We start from the raw sequence: 22,979 nt of genomic DNA, 5'->3' as shown, positions 1-22,979 counted from the left end.
TGAAGATATATGAGTAATAAAGATTCATCGCTTTCTAAAGAGCAACAAAAGTTATTGAAGCAATTTAAAAAGCAAATCTCCAATCCTCATTCAAGCAAAATCGCAAATCAGCCTGAGACGAAAAAATTTCAGGCTGAGACTGAAGAATTGGAAGATACATACCTGTTTCAACAGGCTGTTGCAGGTGTAAAACGCATCAACAATAGTAATATTGCCGATGTAAAAACACCTCGTGCCAAAAAAGTCGATGCACAAACTTTGGCAAAACGTGCAGCTGCCGAAGGTGGTCGTGATACCGAACATGCCGAGCTATCAGATACACAAGCTGCTTTAAATCCGGTCGCAAGCCAAGCAACGTTAAGCTATCGTATAGCTACCCTTCAACATAAGGTTTTTGAAGACTTAAAAGCAGGCAAGATGCGTTGGTTTGAAGCCGTAGATTTACACGGCTGTACCATTGAACAAGCACGTGACGCAGTTTTACAAATCATCCAGATGGCAAAAGATGAAAATCAGAATGTCATTAAAATTGTGCATGGTAAAGGCCCAGAAGCGGTATTAAAAACCTATGTCAACGGATGGTTACGTCAGCATCGTGATGTTTTGGCATTTGTAAGTGCCCCTGAAAACCAAGGTGGCACAGGTGCCGTTCTCGTACTGCTTAAACGTGCAGAAAAAAATCCTAAGTTCGAACAAAAAAAATGATCCTTTGGGATCATTTTTTTACATCAAATACCTGTAATAATTGAGCAACTACTGCAACGGCAATCGTTGCAGGTTGTTTCGATGAAATCCCTTCTATCCCGATCGGGCAAACCAAACGTTGTAATGTTTCCTGAGTATAACCTCGCACCTGCATACGTTTTTCAAAAATGGCCCTTTTACTCTTTGAACCAATCATCCCAACATAAGCAAATGGTTTTGCCGTAGGTTTTAAGGCTGTAAAACACAGTTGCAAATCTAGTTGATGATCGTGCGTTAAAATTAAAATTGCACCTGAACGGTCAAAATGCTCGATCTCGGCGTCTAAGGTATCAGTCGTTATACAGTGCACCTGTTCCTGTAAATCGGATGGGAAAATATCATCACGCGGATCAATCCATTTCACCCGAACACCAATAGGCAATAAACAACGAACAATTGCTTCACCCACATGCCCTGCACCACAAATCAGTACTTGCATGGCATAAGGCTGAATCTGCTGGCTAAATTGCCATTCTTCACTGCTACCAGAATGTAGCTCGAAACTTGGTTGTTGTTCCATCTCTATAGCCTGCCAAGTGGATGCATATTGATGTGAGACGTTACGCCATATATGCTTTCCAGCTCGCCATGCTTGGAAACTTCCAGACAAATCCGACGCAATTTCAGCGGGTAATATTTTTTCAAACAATAACCACATTACTCCGCCACAACACTGCCCAAGCCGAGCACTGAGGTTAAAACGTTCAATACGCCTCACACAAGTTCCCGTTTCACTTAACATTGCTTTAGCAATATCAATTGCCTGAAACTCTAAATGCCCACCACCGATCGTATCTGACTGCTGCCATTGCTGTTGTAAATTAAACCGCAACAACATCGTTGCATCAACTTCTCGTGGTGTAGAACCATCAGCACGGACCACTGTGACCAATACCATAGGCAACGCATCGGCTTGCCAAGCTACAAAATCAGTCCACCATTGTAAATGTTGCATAATCTTCTACATTCTAGCTTGTGGGCGATCTGCCAAAGCTTGTCCCCGTCCAATAGCAATTGCACGTAAAATTTCTTCGGCAGTTGCCGGAGCATTGAGTACGAGCGGTGCATTTTCTGGAATAGCCGCCTGTACTGCCTGACGAATTGCAGAGAAAACTGACAATGCCAACATAAATGGCGGTTCACCTACCGCTTTAGAGCGATAGATGGTGTCTGCCTGATTTTGATTATTAAACAGTTTGACGTTGAAAATATGAGGTATATCCACACTGGTCGGGATTTTATAAGTTGAAGGTGCATGGGTAAATAAACGGCCTGCGTGTGGACCCTGCGGCTGCCAATACAACTCTTCTGTCGTGAGCCATCCCATCCCTTGAACAAAACCGCCTTCAATTTGCCCAATATCAATTGCAGGATTAATTGACTGCCCAACGTCATGCAAAATGTCAGCACGTAATACTTTCATTTCCCCAGTTAAGGTATCTATTGCGACCTCACTAACCGCTGCACCATAGGCATAATAGAAAAATGGACGCCCTAAATGGTTGACCTGATCATAGTGAATTTCTGGCGTTTTATAAAAACCACTGTCCCATAGTTGTACACGTGCCATATATGCCCGTTGAACCAAGTCAGGAAATGTCCATGAAAGACCATTCGCTGTTGAAACCATACTATCTTCAAACTGGACTTGGTCAGCTTCACTTTGACTTATTTCGGCTGCAAGTTTTGCCAGACGCTCACGAATTTTAATACAGGCATTTTGAACAGCTTTACCATTTAAATCTGCTCCACTCGATGCAGCAGTTGCCGAAGTATTTGGCACACGAGAAGTATCTGTTGCAATTAAACGAACGCTATCGATTGGTAAACCCAACTCATGTGCAGCAACCTGCCGTACTTTGGTATATAGCCCCTGTCCCATTTCTGTACCGCCATGAGTAATAGAGACAGTGCCATCCATGTACACATAGACCAGTGCACCTGCCTGATTATAATGCACGGCGTTAAACGAAATACCAAACATTAATGGGGTTAACGCAATACCACGCTTAATGATGTCATTATTCTGATTAAAGGCATGGATGCTCTGTTTGCGTTTCGCGTAATCACTACTTTGCAATAGTTCGGCTACTAATTTTGGCGCAACATTATCACGAACTTCTGCCCCATAGTGCATACGGTCACGTCCGGCGCCGGGCTGCTCGGCAAAGAAATTGCGCTGACGAATTTCAACTGGATCACAACCTAAATAACGCGCAATGTCATCAATAATATTTTCAATGACAAACATGCCTTGCGGTCCACCAAAACCACGATATGCGGTATTGGAAACAGTATTGGTTTTACAACGCAAGTTACGTAGCTCAACTGCATTTAAAGAATAGGCGTTGCCAATATGGCAAATCGCCCGTTCATTCACTGGCCCAGAAAGATCAGCCGAAAAACCACAGTTTGAAGCCAGTTGCACCTTTAAGCCTTGCAAAATACCAGTGTCATCAAAAGCCACAGACCACTCATAAGCAAAACCGTGACGTTTGCCTGTAGCACTCATGTCATCATCACGATCTAAGCGTAATTTACACGGACGGCCTGTTTTTTGCGCTGCCAAAGATGCAATACACGCCCACTGCGCCGACTGCGATTCTTTACCACCAAAACCACCACCCATACGACGGCTTTCCACACTCACCTGATGCATATTCATGCCTAGTGCATGACAAATTAGTAACTGCATTTCGGTTGGATGCTGTGTCGAGCAATAGACTTTTAAGCTCTGATTTTCTTGTGGAATCGCATAGGAAATTTGCCCTTCTAGATAAAAATGCTCTTGTCCACCAACCTGAATATTCCCTGAAAGATGATGTGTTGCATTTTCAAAAGCCTGTTCAACGTCACCGTGGCTAAATTCAACAGGCGGTAGCACCCACGATTCTTTTTTAATCGCATCTTGAATCGTTAAAATCGGAGTTTCGGGTACATACTCAATTTTTGCTAAGCGAACTGCCTGACGGGCTTGCTGATAAGTGTCAGCAACAACCACAAACAAGGCTTGTCCATAAAACTCAACCTGCTCTTCAGCAAAAATTGGGTCATCTTTAACAATGGGTCCCCAATTATTTTCAACTTCAATATCCTTTGCCGAAAAAACTGCATGGACACCATCGGCCTGACGTACTGCCTCTAAATCAAACTTACTGATTTTGCCTTTGGCACAATTCGAAAATCCGACTGCCAAATGCAACGTATTTTCAAGCTCGGGTAAATCATCAATATAAGTTGCCTGCCCCGTCACATGTAAATGCGCGCTCTCGTGTGGAATCGAATCACCTGCTTTAGCGGATTTTTTAGAAACCCTTAAGTCAATATTTTGATTCATGTCAGATCTCCACCATAGCAATCAAGTCATTTACTCGAGTGATTGTCCGAGACAGGACTTTTTCTACATAAAAACGCTGTAAACAGTTTTTCGCGACGTGTAAACGATATGCAGAACTAGCACGTCCATCATCTAAAGGCTGATAGTCTTGCGACAATGTTTCTTGTGCCTGAACGATCAATTCTGTTGTAAGTTGTTGGCCTTCCAATATGGCTTCTGTATATTTTGCACGTTTGGGAATAGCAGCCATGCCACCAAAAGCAATTTTCACATTGTGAGCGATACCATCATTATCTAGCTCACATGAAATGGCTGCACATACCGCAGAAATATCTTGCTCAAATCGTTTGGCAATTTTATAGCTGACAAATTTAAAACGCGTCTGTCCGTCACGAAGTGGAATAACAATCGACTCTATAAACTCACCAAGCTGTAATGCTGTTTTTTGATAATCTAAATAAAAATCTTCCAAGGCAATTTCACGAGTCTGCTCACCAACGCGCAAAATCAATCGTGTACCTAAGGTAATTAATGCTGGCATTGAATCACCAATCGGCGAACCATTGGCAATATTTCCCCCTAACGTTCCTGCATTTTTAATGGGCATGGAAGCAAAACGGCGCTGCAATTCTTGAAAGTCGGGATAAAACTCTGAAATTTTAATGAGTGCATCACTCAAACTTACATTTGCCCCAATCGTTAAAGCATGGTCTGTGACTACAATCTTTTTGAGCTCTTCTACCTGACCGATATAAAGCATATCGCCCAAATCACGGCCCTGCTTTGTTACCCACAAACCGACATCGGTACTCCCTGCAACAATACGCGCATGCGGCAACTGTAAGCGTAATACGGCAAAATCCTGCAAAGTCCTCGGTGCAAAAAATTGCTGCTTTTGATCATTCAAATGCAATGCTGGTAATGCTCGTATCTCTTTTAATACATCAATTACTTTTTGACGCTTTAATGCCACACGTGGATAGTCATAAGCTTTTTGTGCTGCATCTAAAATAGGGCGATAACCCGTACAGCGACATAAGTTTCCAGAAAGATAATCACTGATTTTATCTTTGCCTGGGGGCTGTTGTTCATTTTCGTACATTGACCATAACGACATGATAAAACCGGGTGTACAAAAACCGCATTGTGAACCATGCATATCGACCATCGCCTGTTGTACCGGATGAAGCGTGCCATCTTGTACAGGCAATAAGCTATGAAGGTCTTCTACTGTAAATAGCGCTTTGCCATCTAAAGTCGGTAAAAACTGAATACACGCATTCACGCTCCGCAATTGCAAGCTGTCATTGACCAACTCACCAATCACTACTGTGCATGCACCACAATCGCCCTCAGCACAGCCCTCTTTTGTACCAGTCTGTCTGGTTTTACCAGTTTGGGTATATTCTCTTAGAAACTGTAAAACCGTCATTGTGGGTAGAATATTTTCTACTTGCTGCTGACCGCCACGAAAAAAGAAGGTGATTGGACGTTCTGACATGTTTTATCCTTATGTTTTATAATAATGCTTTTGTGCAAATATGATGCCATGAAGCGATCATTTAGAACTTACCTATATTAAACGCACATTTCATATCCAACCACTTGACTATTAACGATAAAAAACATGAAATTTATTCATCTTTTACTAAGCGTGCGCAAAACCAAAATAAATATAGTGTGAGGATTTATGAACATCAGGGCATGTTTCTGATACAATGCCGAGCTTGTCTAATAGAGTAAATTTATACGTCTTATGTCAATGCAGCAATCGTACGCAAATATTCTGACTGCCGTCGGTGAAGATCTTAATCGTCCCGGCCTTAAAGATACGCCTGTGCGTGCGGCTAAAGCTTTTTCATATTTAACTTCTGGCTATAGTAAAACTTTAGAAGAAGTCACCAATAATGCTGTTTTCCCATCAGATAACCATGAAATGGTATTGGTGAAGAATATTGAATTTTATTCGCTCTGCGAACACCATCTCCTCCCGTTCTATGGCCGTGTTCATGTTGCCTATTTACCAGAAGGCAAAGTGCTTGGCTTGTCTAAATTTGCACGTATTACCGAGATGTTTGCTCGTCGTTTGCAAATTCAGGAAAACTTAACTCAGCAAATCGCTGAAGCTGTTGCAGAAGTCACTGGCGCTCGTGGTGTTGCTGTAGTCATTGACTCTGCACATATGTGCATGATGATGCGTGGTGTAGGTAAACAGGAATCTACTACTCGTACAGTTTCATTTGTCGGAGATTTTAAAACCGATAAAGAAGCACGCCGTGAATTTTTAAGTGCAGTACCAGAAAGCTACTAATATAGTTTTACTGCAAAAAGCCCGACAATGTTGGGCTTTTTTTATAGCTAAACGCTATAAATCTTCAATCCAACTCTATAAAACATAACAATTAAATTAGATGATTTTTGTTATAAAAGTACGCATCTTTCTTTTTAAATGATTTATGAGCGAATCATGCGATTTAAAAAAATTTCTTACTTACTTTTACCTTCTCTTTTTATTTTTAATACCTCAATTTATGCGGGCAATACTTCTAAAGACCAAGAAATTAAACAATTGATAGATCAAAATTTTAAACCCTTATTAGAAAAATATAATGTGCCGGGTATGGCGGTAGGTGTTATTCAAAACAATAAAAAATATGAAGCGTATTATGGTCTACAATCCGTTCAAGATAAAAAAGCTGTAAATAGCAATACCATTTTTGAGCTAGGTTCTGTCAGTAAATTATTTACTGCGACGGCAGGTGCTTATGCAAAAAATACAGGAAAAATCTCTTTTGATGATACACCGGGCAAATACTGGAAAGAGTTAAAAAACACTCCAATTGATCAGGTCAATTTACTTCAACTTGCCACCTATACAAGTGGTAACCTCGCCTTGCAATTCCCAGATGAAGTACAAACAGATCAACAGGTTTTAACTTTTTTTAAAGATTGGAAACCTAAAAACCCAATCGGTGAATATAGACAATATTCAAACCCAAGTATTGGCCTATTTGGGGAAATAGTTGGTTTATCAATGAAGCAGCCTTTTAGTCAGGTCTTGGAAAAAACGATTTTTCCGGACCTTGGCTTAAAACATAGCTATGTCAATGTGCCTAAAACTCAGATGCAAAACTATGCATTTGGTTATAACCAAGAAAATCAGCCAATTCGAGTTAACCCTGGCCCACTCGATGCCCCAGCATACGGCGTCAAATCGACCCTACCCGACATGCTGAGCTTTATTCATGCCAACCTGAATCCACAGAAATATCCGGCAAATATTCAACGTGCAATTAATGAGACACATCAAGGTCGCTATCAAGTAAATAGCATGTATCAGGCACTCGGTTGGGAAGAATTTGCTTATCCGGCAACGTTACAAACTTTATTAGACAGTAATTCAGAACAGATTGTGATGAAACCTAATAAAGTGACTGCTATTTCAAAAGAACCTTCATTTAAGATGTACCACAAAACTGGTTCAACCAATGGTTTCGGAACCTATGTCGTATTTATTCCTAAAGATAATATTGGTTTAGTCATGTTAACCAATAAACGCATTCCAAATGAAGAACGCATTAAAGTAGCTTATGCTGTGCTAAATGCAATAAAGAAATAATTTTTCCCTAAAACAAAAAGAGAGAAATAGTCTTCATCTATTTCTCTCTTTCTTATGAATATATGATTTAAAAGAACCAAACATATCCAAGACTTGATTTCATCCAGTCCAGATGATTCTGTTTTTCATAATCCCAATTAAGCCGAATAGCATTATTGCTATTAATGGCATATTGCCACTGTGTATTTAAACGTAAGTTCCATTGGTTTTTATCTTCCCAATATGGCAACTCCACTTGCACCACTGAGTTAAACTTTTCAAACCACTGATTCATACACCCTAATGTCGGTCCTACTCCTACACGCCAACCTTTATCTAAATTTGAACCCGCTTGGACGTAAGTTTGTACCTGCCCATAGCAAATATGTTTGCGCTCATAATCTGCAAGACTGTAACCAACTTGAGCATTAAAACTCGCGACACCATGCTGCTTTTCATCACTATAAACACCGTCATGAACCGCTTCCTGACGCCAACCTAAGTTAAATCCCCAAGTCAGCGGTGTTTTAAATGGTTGAATCGGGTTATAGGAGTTCACTTCTAACAGATCAAGATGCTCAAGTTTTAGATGATCGTTACGCCACTGCGCATTACCATTTAAAAATAATAATTGAGTACCGGCACGGTATCCGCCTTGAGGATCTATTAAGTCATGATAAGCCTGTCTATGACCTATCTCGATAAACTTGTCACCTTGCACTTCGCCCAGTTTTAGCGAAACATTACGTGCATTATGGCCTTGTGTTGGCTCGGTAGAAGGTCGTTTAGGTTCTTGGCGCTGTTTATCTAAATCAATCTGACTTCGTAGTGCTAAAAGCTGTCTAAGCTGTGGCTGGGCAAAGCTTTCTTCAACTTTGCGACCAATAAATTGCAGATATAAATCATCGTAAGCCATCTCAAGGATTTTGGCCTGATCTGATGTGCTAAATGATTTAAGTGTTTCTGTAGACTGTTGAATTGGCTTCATTGCTACTTGATGAGCAACTTTTGCTAAAGACGCACCATGTTGATGAGCTTGGGCCAATAATTGAGTTTCTAAAGCGGGTCGGTAAACAGGAGCTTTGGTGAGTCCTTGCTGTTGCATCGCTTTAATGGTTTCCATTGGAATGGAAGCATAATTAAACTTTTCTTGTAGATGAGAATCAGGTTTAACTAAATCGACTAAGCCCAGTAACCGATAGGCACAGTTGTCACTCACAAAGTAATAAGGAAAGCTCACATGTTGCATTTCCCAAATATGGCTCACCAAAAAACGTGTTTCTTCAGGAGATAGATTTAACTCATATTCCCATAAATCACGGCTTTCAAAATCACCATACTCTTTTACCTTACGATAATAAGGCATAAGTGAGTATTCACCCGGATACTGCCCTGTTAAGCCTTTCCAAGCATATGACCAGTTGTCATTGCCTGCGACAGTGGCCGCATAATTTACAGCGTAAGAAACGAGGTTTAACTGCTTTTGATCTTTAGGGTCTAAGCGCAATAAGGTATGTCCAAACATTGAGCTTGGATTGCCCATAAAGTCAGTCGCATAAATTAAAGTCGCTTTATAAGGCTTAATCTGGCCAATCCAGTTTTCAAACTCTGAACATTTTACTTGCGGCAATTCATTTTCCTGAATGCCTAATTGCTTTATAAGCCACTGACTACGTGCCGGAAATTTACAACGTATTGACTGGTTGTCTGGGGCTGGTGTAAATAATGCGGCGATATCAGCTTTCTGTTCTTCTTTTAAATTATTTTTCCCATTTGCTGCAATAAAATAACCCGAATAACTCACTTCACTCTTCTGATTTTTATTGGCATACATGAGCCGTTGCCATGTAATGTCTTGGTCTAATTTTTTTTGTTCTGCAACTGACCAATAGTTTTGAATAGATGGATTTATTTCTGCTGAATACGCAATATTAACTGCCAAGGAGGCAAAAATTAAAACAACTGATTTCATTAAGCTCATCAATTTTTATCATTAAATATAAGAAAAACCCTGCCAAATGGCAGGGTTTTCAATTTCAAACTTATACGTAAGCTTTTAAAACTTCGTCTTTAGCCATTACGTTTTGTAATGAGGCTAATACTTGAAGTGTGTTTTGGTTGTTTGTTGAATAGATTTCACCGAAGTTTGCTTTTGAAACTTTGAAGAAACGGTCTTTGTCTTGTGGTTTAATTTGCATTAACTCAGCAAGTACGTTCAGGCTTTCACCTTGGCCTACAGCCATATCACGCGCTAAAGCTTCTGCATTTTCATTTGTGAAGGTAACAACTTGAGCTGTTACTGTTCCGCCTTGACGGCAACCTAAAGTACCGAAAGTAATACCTAATAATTGGTTAGTAAAAATACCGTTTGTTGTTGCAGCAAGAATTTTAGGCACCACTCCTTTTTGGCCAGCCCATACTTGCGTACCCACACCACAACCTACATCGTTATCAGCCATAGCAACACTTGAACCAGCTGCTAACAAAGCAGCTAAAGCTAATTTTTTTAACATAGATGTATATCTCCAAAATCATTATTGATTGTTTCTTATGTATTGTTATGTGTAACTATTGTTACACCCTTCAAAGATAGCGATATGCTTGTCATTTAGCAATTAAAAATTAAATAATATGATAAAAAGTAAAAAGGAAATTTTTATTTTAAATTCCAATTACCTTGATTATCTCGATGACCTAATATTTTAAGAACTAATACTAAACTTAGTAGTAATAATAAATACCATGAACCAAGTTTACCCCATCCCACCATATGCCAAGCATTGATCTGACTTGGATAAACCCAAATTTTATAAAATGTACTAATATTTTCAGCAACCCAAATTATGAATGCGAGTGTCACCAACACAGGAAGCATTGGAGTTTTAAACTTACGTTCATTTATTTGAAAATAAAGTGTAGTTTTCCAGAAAATATAAACACTAAAAGCAAATAAAATATAGCGAATATCAGGTATAAAAAATTTACTCATAAAATTAATATATGAGAAAAATGCGAGAAAAAGCATACTTCCAAAACTTGGAAGTTTTTCAAAAGAAACTTGAAATAAACGGATTGAGCGAGCAAAAAAGCTACCTACAGCCGAGTACATAAAGCCTGCAAATAAAGGCACAGTAATAATTTTAAACACAGCAGGCTGCGGATATTGCCATGAAGCGATGCCAGGGTGTGTCAAAAAGATTTCCATGACCATTGCCATGATATGAAATAAAGCAATGACCTTGGCTTCTTGCCAAGACTCAAGCTTTAAATACAACAGGCAAATCTGAATAATGAGCGCATAGATGAGTAAATAATCATAACGATAAAAACCCATATATTCATGGCTTCCCATCGGCGCAGTTAGGGCAAAAGCAATGAGAAGTAAAATACCAAACAAGGCTGCCGAAACAGCCTTGCCAATAAATTGAAAGGTTAAAGAGAGATATTGCACAAAAAACTATCCTAGATATTTAGCACTATACTCATGTACTGTATCTACAAAGATTTTTGGCTGGGCCGGATCTACCCATTGGGTAATGCCATGGCCTAAGTTTGCAACATAGCCTGTCTTCTCACCATTTGCATAAGCATCATCTAGCATGGCTTTCACTGCTTTTTCAATTGAAGCCGCTGAACCATATAAAACAGCCGGATCAAGGTTTCCTTGTAGGGCAACACGGCCTGCTACAGTTGTACGAGCTGTATTTAATGGTGTGGTCCAGTCTAAACCTAATGCATCTGCACCTGTTGTAATCATTGGCTCTAGCCACTGACCACCACCTTTAGTGAATACGATGACAGGAATACGGCGTCCATCTTTTTCACGTTGCAGACCTGCAATAATCTTTTTCATATAGTTCAGCGAGAACTCTACATATTCACGGTGTGCTAAAGCCCCGCCCCAACTATCAAAGATTTGAATTGCTTGAGCGCCTGCATCAATTTGCGCATTTAAGTAGTCAATGACTGAATCTGCTAAATGATCAAGCAACGCATGCAAAACTTCCGGCTGGGCATACATCATTTGCTTGGTAAAACGGAACTCTTTGCTTGAACCACCTTCAACCATATAAGTCGCCAGTGTCCAAGGGCTACCCGAAAAACCAATGAGTGGAACCTGACCACCTAAAGCAGAGCGAATTGTGCTTACTGCGTTCATGACATAATCAAGATCAGATTTAGCATTTAACTTCGGTAAATTTGCTACATCTTGTTCAGTACGAACCGTTTTATGAAACTTAGGGCCTTCGCCTGTTTCAAAATAAAGGCCTAGTCCTAACGCATCTGGAATCGTTAAAATATCTGAAAATAAAATTGCTGCGTCTAAATCGTAGCGACGCAAAGGTTGTAAAGTTACTTCACAAGCAAACTCTGTATTTTTGCATAAAGATAGAAAGTCACCAGCTTTTGAGCGTGTTTCCCGATATTCAGGCAAATAACGTCCTGCTTGGCGCATCATCCATATTGGAGTGGTATCTACAGGCTCACGTAATAAAGCACGTAAGAAACGATCATTTTTAAGTGTCGTCATTGCCGATCTCTATCTTTTTCATGTGGCAGCATCATATCAAAAAGGTGAATGTTTTTATAATTTCAATTTCATACAAAAAACTTGTCAATCTACTAAAAAATGCATATTTACACAAAAGTCTACTGCAAGAAGCTCGGTTTTCTGCAATACTTGCAACATGTTACATCGGGTTTATTGATCTTCCTTTAATGATTAAATTCACCAATACTTAAATACGCATACATTGCGTTATCGGTGATTTTATAAACTTTAGGATCAGTCTCCTTACCCTATTGCTTATATGAAAATTCTTAAGGTTGAATTACATGTTTGTTCGCTCATTACTCGCTATGAGTTTAAGTTGTATTATTGCTAATGTTGCTTTGGCTGCGTCAACAACTGAGCAACCAGTCACTCCTAAAAAAGTATCTGCTCCTGTAGAAGATCCGATTGATCCGCTTGCTGTAGATGCTGCTTCAACTGTTAAAGCCCAAACTCAAGCTCAAGCCCAGACACAGATTACAGCTCAAGAACAAAATGACTTAAATCGAGCGTCTACAACATTACAAAATTTACAAAAAGCTGAAGATCCAAATGCCGATTCAGGTATTGCTGCTTCAGAACCAACAGCGCCAGCTAAAACAACAACAGCATCTAAGACTGCTACTTCTGCTCCAGCCGCTTCATGGACATTAGATGGCTTAAACAATGCTGAGTGGTACGAAAATATTGGTAAAGGTCAATTACCAGTTTATGCACGTGCCCATGTCATGCTAAACAATGCGCATGCTTCACCAGGTGCAATTGATGGCATGAGCGGTAAAAACACCTTAAAAGCAATTGCATCTTTCCAGCAAATGAATGGTTTATCACCTACTGGTGAACTTACTAAAGAAACTTGGGATGCGCTTGTTGCAAAACAAACAAAACCAGCATTTATTGAATACACCATTACTGATGCAGACCTCAAAGGTCCGTATGCTGAGTCAATTCCTTCTGACTATGCATTACAAGCCAAAATGAAAGGTTTGTATTACACTCGCGTGAGTGAAATGTTGGGCGAGAAGTTCCATATTGATGAAGGTTTCTTAAAGAAACTAAACCCGAAAGCAACCTTCAAAAAAGTTGGTGAGAAAATTATTGTTCCTAACGTACGCAATGACTTACCAGAAGACATTCATTTAATTATTGCGCATAAAGGTGCTAAACAGTTGTATCTGTTTAATAGCCGCAATCAAATGATTGCCTCATTTCCTGCAACAATTGGCAGTACTGATACGCCATCTCCGACCGGTACTTATAAGGTAGTTGGTGTTGCGCGTAACCCTTGGTATAGCTATTCACCTTCGAACTTCGTACAAGGTAAAAACTTAAAACCACTTTCTTTACCACCAGGTCCTAACGCTCCTGTAGGTAACATCTGGATTGGTTTAAGTAAAAAATCATTCGGTATTCACGGTACACCAAACCCGTCTTTAATTTCTAAAACTGCATCACACGGTTGTATCCGTTTAACAAACTGGGATGCTAACGATTTAGGTAATAAAGTACGTTCAGGTGTCACTGTTAAATTCTTAGAATAATCTTTTAAAAGAAAAAGCCTGCTTTATGCAGGCTTTTTTTATATCTAAAATTTAAAACGAAAATTTCTAGATGTCTTGATCATATTAAAAACGCAACAATATGTTGCATCTACTCTATTTTTAGCTTGTTTCTACAGGTTTAACATAGTCCTCAAGAGATCAATAATAATTTGAGGAGATCGAGTCATGAATGCTTATTTGCATCGTAGTGAAGATCGTGGTCATGTTAAAGCAGGTTGGTTAGAGTCTTACCATAGCTTTTCATTTGGTAACTGGTATAACCCTAAATATATGGGTGTAAGTGCATTACGCGTGATTAATGACGACCAAATTGATGCCCATAACGGTTTCGGCACTCACTCTCATGACAACATGGAAATTTTAACATGTGTGCTCGATGGTGCAATTTCACACCGTGACACGATGGGAAATGAAGGCCAAATTAAGGCAGGTGAATGGCAACTTATGAGCGCTGGTACAGGCGTGGCTCATAGTGAAATTAATAACACTGATACACCCGTACATCTCTTACAAATATGGATTATTCCAGACGTAAAAGAAGCCGAGCCAAATTACCAACAAATTAGTTTGGACCCACGTAAAGATCCAAATAAATGGCATTTAATTGCAGGTCCCGATGCAAATGCCCCAATGCACATCCGCCAAAACGCAGAGGTCAAATCTGCTGTATTGGAAAAAGGAAATGAACTTCCTGTTGAAACATCAAAACGCGTAAATTACGTTCATGTCATTTCAGGTGTAATTCGTATTGGTGATCAAGAAGTTAAAGCGGGTGATGCTTTAGTGTTTGAAGATAACGCCGTGATTCATGCACTTGAAGACAGCCAATTCATTTGGTTTGATTTACCTTAAATAACTAAAAGCCCTTTTATATGAAAGGGCTTTTTTAATCGCTTCCTCCGCCCCCATCGCAACTCCCTGAGTCTGAAGAGGATGAACAATCATTTGAATAATTAGAGCTATGATGATGACTAGAACTATTATCGTGTAAATGATGTGTTGAAGATGAATAATCATGATCACTCGATGGTGAATAACTTTTTAAATTTCTGAGTAGCGCGATTAAACAGATCAGTCCAATACTCGAAAAAATGGCTATAAATATAATAAATAACTTCAAATAACGACCTCCTTGATTAGGCTATAGAGATACTTGTTGTGTCCCTATTCATTTATTTAAATGAGCTATGTTGAATAAACAAGTTGTTTTTTGATAGATAAGATCAATCTCTTAAGTTTCTTTTACATACAAATAGGCACTCGCTCTTGATATACCTAAATGTTGTGCCACTGTCTCGACAGCCTTTTTAATATCTAACAAACCGTTATTTTTTAACTCATGTACTAATTGTTTACGCTCATTGAGTTTTAACATACGCGGTGTCGTAGCATGCTTTGAGGCAAATTGGTCAATATATCTTCGAATTGCCTCTGTACCATTCGGTTCTAAATTTTCAATAATGTTGTCAGTTTCAATTTTAGTAAACTGCTCTAAAGCGCTTTGCATCCCCCTAAATAGGGTTAAATCAATATTCATACATAAAGCGGCTACATACTGGCCTTCTTCATCTTTAATCCCAATAGACGTACTTTTGGCAGGACGGCCATCAGCAAACTGGTTTGCATAGTTTGAAATGAGGTTTGGAAACTCTGGAGACATGATTCTAGCCAACCCTAACTCAGTGGCAGGATCTCCAATTTTTCGACCAGATAAATTGTTATGTATAGAGAGTATGGCATGCTCAGGATTTGTTAAGTCATGGACAACGACCTCACAAAAAGGAAATAGCGTTTCACTTAACCCCTTCGCAATGGTATCTAGTTGAGTGAGCAAATGTTTATCACGATTTCCCAAGGTATTTCCTCCAAATGACTTACTTACTATTTCAAACTTTAGAATGAAGCATGTAATAGTAATTTAGACTTTTTATCTAATTTTAAACTTAATGTAAATCAAAATCTTATATCTCATTGTTATCACATTAGAAAATAAAATTAGACATTTTATCTAAACATATATATTTTATCTAAACAAGGCTACTATTTTGTGTGTTCCTTGAGCGATACCAAATCTTGCATCCGAAAACATGAATAGAATTAGGTTTAATTATGAAAAATTTAACCCTTCCCACTTATGAAGATGTCGCAGCCGCTGCTGAACGTATAAAAGGTTTTGCAAATAAGACTCCTGTTTTAACTTCACGTACTATTAATAATGAATTTGAAGCAGAAGTATTCTTTAAATGTGAGAATTTTCAGCGAGTTGGTGCTTTCAAATTTCGTGGTGCAATAAATGCGCTTTTGCAATTCAATGAAGCTCAGAAAAAAGCTGGCGTGGTCGCTTTCTCTTCGGGAAATCATGCACAAGCAATTGCGCTCGCATCAAAAATTCTTGGTATTCCAGCAACAATCATCATGCCTAAAGATGCACCTGCTGCAAAAATGGCAGCGACCCGAGAGTACGGCGGCAATATTGTTGAATTTGACCGCTATACCGAAGATCGGGAAAAAATTGGTAAAGAGATTGCCGAAAAAAATGGCCTGACACTCATTCCATCTTATGACCATCCGCATGTAATTGCTGGGCAAGGAACGGCTGCAAAAGAGTTATTTGAAGAAGTCGGCGAATTAGATTACCTGTTTGTATGTTTAGGTGGTGGCGGTTTATTGGCTGGTTCTGCCCTGTCTGCTCGCCAGCTTTCTCCGAACTGTAAAATATATGGCGTTGAACCTGCTTTAGGAAATGATGGGCAAATGTCTTTTAGAAAGGGAGAAATTGTTCATATTGATACGCCGCAAACTATTGCCGATGGTGCTCAAACGCAATATTTAGGCAAATTAACATTCCCTATAATTCAGCAAAAAGTTGATGATATTTTGACAGTAGAAGACGAAGACCTCATTAGCTGTATGAAGTTTTTTGCTGAAAGAATGAAAATGGTCGTTGAACCGACAGGATGTCTTGGTTTTGCTGCTGCGCGTAATTTAAAGCATGAGTTAAAAGGCAAACGTATAGGCATCATTATTAGTGGTGGCAACGTTGATATTTCTAAATATGTAGAGTTTTTATCTGCTTAATAAAAGTCGATGTCTATCTATGATGTTAGGTAAAGCTTCATAGATAGACCTCCAATCTGTATCAACTTTTCGATTTATTTCGTCTTAATTTAATTAAAATTTAGTGTTAAATCAGTCCTCGCAGAAAATACTCAAGCATCTTCTCTTTTTGAGTTGTCTTATCTGAACTTAAAAGCTGAATAATGGCGCCCTCAATCATATATAAAAAGAGTTTGGCATCGGTAAAAGAAGCATCGGTTTTAAGTAATCTAAGCTGGCTATAAACTTCATTGGTCAGCCATGTTCTGTATCTCACCGCGGTTTTATAAGCTTTTGGATAACTATTTTTAGTTTCAAAAATAGCCTTAAATAATAAGTAATACGGGCCTTCTAAGTCGGTATGTAGAACATACAACTTCTTGAGTTTATCGATTGTGCTTGTGTCATGGTCATACTCGACCAGTGCAACCACTTGGTCTTGGAGGCGTTCTTTTTGTACGATTAAACAGATTTCGATGAAGCGTTCTTTAGAGTGAAAATAATTATAAAACGTCATTTTATTCACTTCGGTTTCCTTCACAATTTTGTCGACACCGACCATGTGAAACCCACCGTGATGGAACAGATTTATTCCTTTTTTTACAACTTCTAAAGCACGTGTTGGGAGAATAAAATTTGGCATAGTTTTACCGTTATAAAATAAATTTTTGTTGTATATAAATGAGATAAAAAAAGCCCGTGCCCTTTCTGGGAGAAAAAAGGCACAGCAAAGCCTATAAAGACTATGCTTGGCACATCTCAAGTTTTATTGTTGATACAAGTTTTTTGAGCCGTAATGACTTAAAGCCTGAAAACCCTATAGGTCATCAAGCTGCTTTAAATTTTTAAGTGGTGTCGTTATAGCTTTTGGCAACGGCTGCCAAGAAATAATGGATGTGCAAAGCCAACTCCTTTTTATTTGGAGTTCTGCCAGACATTTATAGAATTATGGTGGCAGAACGGAAGAAGGTTGACAGACTAGTAATAACTCAAACTAGCACACCCGAAGGTGTCCCTCTCCCGTCCTACCGCTACGGGAGGGAACGAGTGGTCCACCACACACAAAACTATTCCTCAGAAGGAAAAGCTCTGATGCGGGAGTTATTATTCAGCCTGTCAAAGCCGGCTGGCAATGTGGCCAGCAGGCAAAGAATAGTGCCCAACCCTGTTACAGTCAAGCACACAAAATGACATTTGCTTTAATTTAGATCATTAAAAAAGTAAGACTAAATAATAAATAAGTTATTGTTAAAGTGGGGTTTAGAATGGAGTATAAAATTTTGTGAGTTGGAAATATTATTATAGCTTTCATACCTATTCATAGCCTTATCATTTTTGAAGTTTTAAAGATTGCATATTTACCGACTTGGATAGACTATCGATAAGATTGGCATCACCCTCCATAATCTAGCAATAACAAACTTTATTTAGTTGAGCTTTGATAATTTAGGACTAATATAAATTTTATTAAAATATATTATTATATATCTAGCATAGCGCTCTACTATACTATTAAATATCTAATTTCAAATATTATTATTCAACACTACTAACATGTGGATATAAAATGACTGAACAACCAGACACTATTATTGAAGAACTCACATCAATCAATAAAAGCGTGAAAGAAATAGAAGCTAAAGGCAAGTTTAATAGCTTAATTGAACAAAATGATTTTTTTATATTTTTCAACACACTAAGCACTATTTCTGTTATTTTTATTGTAGCATTTGCCTTTAATATTAATAAACCTGATTCGCTTTATCGAGATATATTATTTTGGGGTTCCTTATTTTCAAAGCTTGTTTTATATATCTTAATAATTAATTATATTTACAGATTTAAATTCATCACTTACTTTTATGAATTAAAATTCACTAAAGTAATTACTACATTTATATTTTCTATAATTTTACTATTTTGCAATAGCAAAGCCTCTGCAGTAATTAATGACCTTTTTGGTATCTCAGCGAATGATTTACCTTATAGTTTAACCTTCACCACAACTTTTTATCTCGTTAATTATCTATCTAATACTTTACTATTGATTGGCATAATATGCTTGATTGGACTAGTTATCATCTGTGTCATAGAAGCACTTAATGACAAGGATGCAACTCCTAATCAAAACTGGTGGACAATTATTGTACTCTTAGTTTTTGCATTTACTACTTTTAGTATGCAAAACAAGGAAATATCAGAGATATCTATCAGACAAAAAGCTTATTGGCTAGCCTTACAAATGGATTTCAATCAAAACTATTACTGCAAAAATATTAAAAAAGACTATAAGGTTGCTTTCATCGGCTCAAATCAAGAAAAAGTTATAGTTAACAAGAATACCTTCCTACCAGAATCAATAAAGTTCGAAGACTTTTTGATAAGGACACCTTCATCGTACAGCATTGATTTTCCCGTTAAAACTTACTTTCCAGTAGGACTTATCCCCTCAGTCTCAAGTTGATTATCAGAAAGTTTATGCTTGGGTGGATGCCAAGCAGTCAACATGGTTAAAAAAACTAAATGAGGGATATACTAAAGATGAACTCGGTGAAGATGATTGTCGAAAGTGAGTAATAAAAAAGCCCTAATTATTTAGGGCTTTTTTCTATATCTGCTATATCTATAAAAATACTTATTTAGCTGGTAAATATATGCTTTGTATATACTGAAAATTGATTGCTCATAAAGAAAACAAATCTTTCAAATTAAGCCAAAACAACCTATGTATAAGTAAAGCTTGAATGCTATATTCGGCCCATGACTTAGCTCTATTTGCTTAAATGCTTAGGTGGGCTAACTTGCCAAAGCCATTTTATGAATAGCTTAATGACCTGCTTCTTGTCGTGATCATTTTTACAACTTAATCTCAATGGGGGCAGGTCGCCATCTCACCCACTACCCGCTTCAATCTTCGCTGTTGATTTTAATTCTAATAGGTTTAACTCCAAAAACAGGCATAAAAAAAGGGCTTACATGTTATTAAAACGATGTAAACCCTTTATAAATCTTGGTAGGTATATCCAGACTCGAACTGGAGACCTCTACGATGTCAAGATTACGCTCTAATTAATATAAGGCATTGAATAATATTAGAATAGTGCCTTTTTTCAACCATAAAAAACAATGAAAAACTATAAAACTAACATCAATATAATCAGACCCTTACGAAACCATTCCCCGAACACTTGCGGTATAATTTTTGTTCAGAAAACAGGAATTTTTAAAAGTTACAGATCCATTTAATTACAATATCAGCGCGTTTATTTTCCGACCAAATGCACTACCGCCAGCGACAAGTTATGACTAACCATTATTTATCCACAATTTTTTAAATTTGAATTTAATGTAACTCAGCTCTACCATTTATTTTGAATTTGTAACGTTTTCAAGGTGGGTATGAGAAGGCGTATTTTCGCACTTGTTGATGTCAACAATTGCTATGCAAGCATTGAGCGTGTTTTTAATCCAAAGCTTAATAATAGACCAGTCATTGTTCTTTCAAATAACGATGCTTGTGCTGTTGCCAGAAGTGCCGAAGCTAAAGCAATTGGTATTAAAATGGGTGAACCTCTTTTTAAAATAATTGATTTGGTTAAGCGCAATAATGTAGCTGTGCTTTCAAGCAACTACCCTGTCTATGCTGAAATGAGTAAACGATTTCATGCAATCTTAAAACAGTTTGTCGCACCACATGAACATGAAACATATAGTATTGATGAAGCATTTCTTGAGCTTACAGCTTACCAGCAAAATTATGATTTAGATGCTTATGCGAAATTAATGAAAGCAAGGATTTTGCAATGGATTGGCTTACCTGTCTGCGTGGGAATCGGTAGAAGCAAGACTGAAGCAAAAATGGCTAATCATCTGGCAAAAACCTACCCCACTTTTGACGGCGTATGTAACTTAGTTTCTTTCCCATCAAATATAAGAGATCTGCTTTATAAGCAAACGAGTGTTGCTGAAGTTTGGGGTGTTGGCCGTCAGCATTCTAAAAAACTTGAATCGATGGGAATTACCAAAGTTTATGATCTTATGATGTCAAATCCATATCACATGGAATCATTGTTTAGTGTAGTGATGAAGCGCACCGTGCTTGAGTTAAATGGTATTGCATGCATCGAAATTGAAGACACGCCACCATCACGTAAACAAATCATTTCTTCACGTGCATTTAAGCAAAAAATTACCAATAAAGATGATTTAAGAGAAGCAATCGCAAGAAGAACTCAAGAAGCATTTACACGCATAAGAAAAGATGAAGCATTGTGTGGCTGCATTATCGGCTTTGCACACTCAAGCCCTTTTGATATTAATAAACCATTTTATAAAAAAGAACTATCACAACCATTTAGTGTTCCAACGGACGACATTAGAAAGCTAATTAAAGCAACAACCAGAATGATTGATCATATTTATAAACAAGATGTGGATTTTAAAAAATGTGGTGTTGTTTTAACTGCACTCGAGAGTAAGCATACTTATACTTATGACTTACTAACAGATTATAGTGACCTAGAAAAAACAGAAAATTTGATGGTGGCGATAGAAGATATTCAAGAAAAGTTTGGAAAATTTAAATTAGGTTTTGGCGGGAGTATGTATCAAAATCGGGCTTGGTCTATGTCTCAAAATCTTAAGTCGAATAATTACTTTACATTTGAAGGGATGCTAACAATAAACAACTAATTTTTATTTGAGAATATTTTTGCTCAAATAACTTATTTTTAAGCTTTTTTGAGCAAATAATTGCACATTATTAAAGGCTCTTATTCAAGAGCCTTCACAATTGCAATATGTCTTGTTTTACAATCATTATATTTTGCAACTGTATCAACTGACCAGATCATTAAATCTTTACCTGTTGTGCCCTCAATTTCATTTAAATTAGAGCATGGCTGGACGAGATTAGCTGGTATTACCGGCTTTAATGAGTTCATTGAGTTGGTACACGCCGTCAAGGTCAATACAGCTATTGAAATAAATAGGACGCTCCACGATCTTTTGCACTTCACGTTTAACTGTTTCGACTTTTGTACTTTGCTCAACTTTGAGTTTTTCATAGTCTGCGCTCACTTTATTGATCTGATTCTGCTTTTCGGTTAGGGCGTCTAAATTTTTCTTTTCAATTTTCTGGATCTGAGACAAGCATTTTTGATCTGCTTGATTTAATTTGCCTGCCAAGTGGTTTGTGTACGCTATTTGAACTAGATACAAAATTGACAGAACCAGAATCAAGGACCATCGCTTATTGTTTAAAATCCAAGTCATGAATTAACCCCTATACATTTCTCATGTCGTTCTAGTTGTCTAGTCCAAACCCCATAACAACCATTTTTACGAATCGAACAATCGCGCTTTGCAACATACTTGTATTTAAGTAATGAGTCGCAAGCTGCTTTATATTGACCAGTCTTTAAATACTTAAGCATTGAAGATTTTGAGAATGTTGGCACACCGTACTGATATGAAAAATCCAAATAAATGTCATATTCAGTTTGTGATAATTTCACACCCTTCAATGAATCTTTAAATGCCACTTCACGTTTAGCTACATCATTTCGCAACCACTTGTCTGCTGTCGCACGTGTAATTGGTGGATCCGTCATTTTTACTGGTGAGCCGTCAAGTTTAAATGTGGAACCATGGCCCTGTGTAGGCCGATCACCTTTAACAGGTATCACTGGTTTTGAGGTATACCCCTCATCAACCTTTACGCCCATAAAAAAAGCAGCCGAAGCTGCTAGTAAACCCACCGCATATTTAGTCTTGTTCGACATCACAGTTACCTTTTAAGTTATCTATCCGCAACTTGTATTCGGCCTTTCGCATTTCATGCTCTACTTTTTCACGGCGATTTTTCTGAACCGCAAAATAAATTTGAATTGCCAAGCCAAGGGCAGCAATTAGCAAACCGCCCCATGCAATAACATCGATCTTTGCTATAAATCCGATAAAAGACCCCACGCCAGTAGTTGCTGTTACTTTTGATGTTAATGTTGCTGCACTCGCTTCAAGCGCAGTCTGAGTTTCAGACATTTGCCTTCTCCAGATTTTGGCAATAAAAAAGCACCCGACTGGGTGCTA

The 22,979-nt window shown here is 38.1% G+C and carries 21 protein-coding genes; 8 read left to right on the top strand and 13 right to left on the bottom strand.

What is annotated here, in order from left to right; all coding sequences use genetic code 11:
• The first annotated feature begins 9 nt into the window (after positions 1-9).
• A complete protein-coding gene (locus MKL35_RS05560) occupies positions 10-705 on the top strand; it encodes a Smr/MutS family protein (protein ID WP_032010258.1) in 696 nt (231 codons plus the stop codon).
• Between the two features lie 10 nt (positions 706-715).
• On the opposite strand, the gene xdhC is transcribed toward MKL35_RS05560, so the two are convergent.
• From xdhC to xdhA, 3 genes are read right to left on the bottom strand one after another with little or no spacing between them, the layout of a single operon-like run.
• The gene (xdhC, locus tag MKL35_RS05555; RefSeq protein ID WP_106479701.1) at positions 716-1,699 is read right to left on the bottom strand and encodes a xanthine dehydrogenase accessory protein XdhC; all 984 of its coding nucleotides are present in this window, start codon (positions 1,697-1,699) and stop codon (positions 716-718) included.
• Positions 1,700-1,705: 6 nt separating this feature from the next.
• On the bottom strand, positions 1,706-4,081 hold the full coding sequence (gene xdhB / locus MKL35_RS05550; RefSeq protein WP_032010260.1) for a xanthine dehydrogenase molybdopterin binding subunit: 2,376 nt from the start codon (positions 4,079-4,081) through the stop codon (positions 1,706-1,708).
• A gap of 1 nt (position 4,082) precedes the next feature.
• On the bottom strand, positions 4,083-5,582 hold the full coding sequence (gene xdhA, locus MKL35_RS05545) for a xanthine dehydrogenase small subunit (RefSeq protein ID WP_106479699.1): 1,500 nt from the start codon (positions 5,580-5,582) through the stop codon (positions 4,083-4,085).
• A gap of 261 nt (positions 5,583-5,843) precedes the next feature.
• On the opposite strand from xdhA, the gene folE reads away from it, so the two are divergent.
• Positions 5,844-6,392 carry a GTP cyclohydrolase I FolE gene (folE, locus tag MKL35_RS05540; protein WP_001187844.1) on the top strand — a complete coding sequence of 183 codons (549 nt, stop codon included), beginning with the start codon at positions 5,844-5,846 and terminating at the stop codon, positions 6,390-6,392.
• Between the two features lie 156 nt (positions 6,393-6,548).
• Positions 6,549-7,700: an ADC family extended-spectrum class C beta-lactamase gene (gene blaADC, locus MKL35_RS05535; protein WP_032010263.1), complete on the top strand. Its 1,152-nt coding sequence runs from the start codon at positions 6,549-6,551 to the stop codon at positions 7,698-7,700.
• A 67-nt stretch (positions 7,701-7,767) separates the two neighbouring features.
• Here the strand turns inward: blaADC and MKL35_RS05530 are convergent, their stop codons facing one another.
• The 4 genes from MKL35_RS05530 to hemE form a co-directional block, all read right to left on the bottom strand.
• Complete coding sequence (locus MKL35_RS05530) at positions 7,768-9,651, bottom strand: Lnb N-terminal periplasmic domain-containing protein (RefSeq protein WP_442778194.1); 1,884 nt, start codon at positions 9,649-9,651, stop codon at positions 7,768-7,770.
• A 70-nt stretch (positions 9,652-9,721) separates the two neighbouring features.
• Positions 9,722-10,192, bottom strand: a complete 471-nt coding sequence (locus MKL35_RS05525; RefSeq protein ID WP_000914200.1) for a DUF3015 family protein — start codon at positions 10,190-10,192, stop codon at positions 9,722-9,724.
• 143 nt (positions 10,193-10,335) lie between these two features.
• The gene (locus MKL35_RS05520) at positions 10,336-11,130 is read right to left on the bottom strand and encodes a DUF817 family protein (protein WP_002052947.1); all 795 of its coding nucleotides are present in this window, start codon (positions 11,128-11,130) and stop codon (positions 10,336-10,338) included.
• Between the two features lie 6 nt (positions 11,131-11,136).
• A complete protein-coding gene (gene hemE / locus MKL35_RS05515; protein ID WP_002052969.1) occupies positions 11,137-12,210 on the bottom strand; it encodes a uroporphyrinogen decarboxylase in 1,074 nt (357 codons plus the stop codon).
• Between the two features lie 305 nt (positions 12,211-12,515).
• On the opposite strand from hemE, the gene MKL35_RS05510 reads away from it, so the two are divergent.
• Both MKL35_RS05510 and MKL35_RS05505 read left to right on the top strand, forming a co-directional pair.
• Positions 12,516-13,772 (top strand): L,D-transpeptidase family protein, encoded by a 1,257-nt coding sequence (locus MKL35_RS05510; protein ID WP_032010266.1) that lies wholly within the window; start codon positions 12,516-12,518, stop codon positions 13,770-13,772.
• A gap of 186 nt (positions 13,773-13,958) precedes the next feature.
• Complete coding sequence (locus tag MKL35_RS05505) at positions 13,959-14,645, top strand: pirin family protein (RefSeq protein ID WP_004707698.1); 687 nt, start codon at positions 13,959-13,961, stop codon at positions 14,643-14,645.
• Between the two features lie 34 nt (positions 14,646-14,679).
• Here MKL35_RS05505 and MKL35_RS19385 read toward each other — a convergent pair whose 3' ends face one another.
• Complete coding sequence (locus MKL35_RS19385; protein WP_079377100.1) at positions 14,680-14,913, bottom strand: hypothetical protein; 234 nt, start codon at positions 14,911-14,913, stop codon at positions 14,680-14,682.
• Positions 14,914-15,024: 111 nt separating this feature from the next.
• Positions 15,025-15,648, bottom strand: a complete 624-nt coding sequence (locus MKL35_RS05500) for a helix-turn-helix transcriptional regulator (protein WP_002052706.1) — start codon at positions 15,646-15,648, stop codon at positions 15,025-15,027.
• A gap of 254 nt (positions 15,649-15,902) precedes the next feature.
• On the opposite strand from MKL35_RS05500, the gene MKL35_RS05495 reads away from it, so the two are divergent.
• On the top strand, positions 15,903-16,871 hold the full coding sequence (locus MKL35_RS05495) for a threo-3-hydroxy-L-aspartate ammonia-lyase (protein ID WP_032010268.1): 969 nt from the start codon (positions 15,903-15,905) through the stop codon (positions 16,869-16,871).
• A gap of 106 nt (positions 16,872-16,977) precedes the next feature.
• Here MKL35_RS05495 and MKL35_RS05490 read toward each other — a convergent pair whose 3' ends face one another.
• Entirely contained in the window at positions 16,978-17,532 is a 555-nt protein-coding gene (locus tag MKL35_RS05490) for a TetR/AcrR family transcriptional regulator (RefSeq protein ID WP_032010270.1), read from the bottom strand.
• 924 nt (positions 17,533-18,456) lie between these two features.
• On the opposite strand from MKL35_RS05490, the gene MKL35_RS05480 reads away from it, so the two are divergent.
• Entirely contained in the window at positions 18,457-19,353 is an 897-nt protein-coding gene (locus MKL35_RS05480) for a hypothetical protein (RefSeq protein ID WP_119689292.1), read from the top strand.
• 935 nt (positions 19,354-20,288) lie between these two features.
• Positions 20,289-21,581 carry a Y-family DNA polymerase gene (locus tag MKL35_RS05475; RefSeq protein ID WP_049066003.1) on the top strand — a complete coding sequence of 431 codons (1,293 nt, stop codon included), beginning with the start codon at positions 20,289-20,291 and terminating at the stop codon, positions 21,579-21,581.
• 219 nt (positions 21,582-21,800) lie between these two features.
• On the opposite strand, the gene MKL35_RS05470 is transcribed toward MKL35_RS05475, so the two are convergent.
• From MKL35_RS05470 to MKL35_RS05460, 3 genes are read right to left on the bottom strand one after another with little or no spacing between them, the layout of a single operon-like run.
• Positions 21,801-22,163 carry a hypothetical protein gene (locus MKL35_RS05470; RefSeq protein WP_049066002.1) on the bottom strand — a complete coding sequence of 121 codons (363 nt, stop codon included), beginning with the start codon at positions 22,161-22,163 and terminating at the stop codon, positions 21,801-21,803.
• On the bottom strand, positions 22,160-22,672 hold the full coding sequence (locus MKL35_RS05465; RefSeq protein ID WP_049066001.1) for a lysozyme: 513 nt from the start codon (positions 22,670-22,672) through the stop codon (positions 22,160-22,162). Before MKL35_RS05465 ends, MKL35_RS05470 begins: the two co-directional genes overlap by 4 nt.
• The gene (locus MKL35_RS05460) at positions 22,656-22,931 is read right to left on the bottom strand and encodes a holin (protein ID WP_031997603.1); all 276 of its coding nucleotides are present in this window, start codon (positions 22,929-22,931) and stop codon (positions 22,656-22,658) included. The genes MKL35_RS05465 and MKL35_RS05460 overlap by 17 nt, the downstream gene beginning before the upstream one ends.
• Between the last annotated feature and the right edge of the window lie 48 nt (positions 22,932-22,979).

The organism is Acinetobacter sp. AOR41_HL, from assembly GCF_027854645.1.
GTDB classification, from domain to species: domain Bacteria; phylum Pseudomonadota; class Gammaproteobacteria; order Pseudomonadales; family Moraxellaceae; genus Acinetobacter; species Acinetobacter nosocomialis.
The sequence above is the reverse complement of the archived record's forward strand: the minus strand, read 5'-3'. Positions and strand labels throughout refer to the sequence as shown.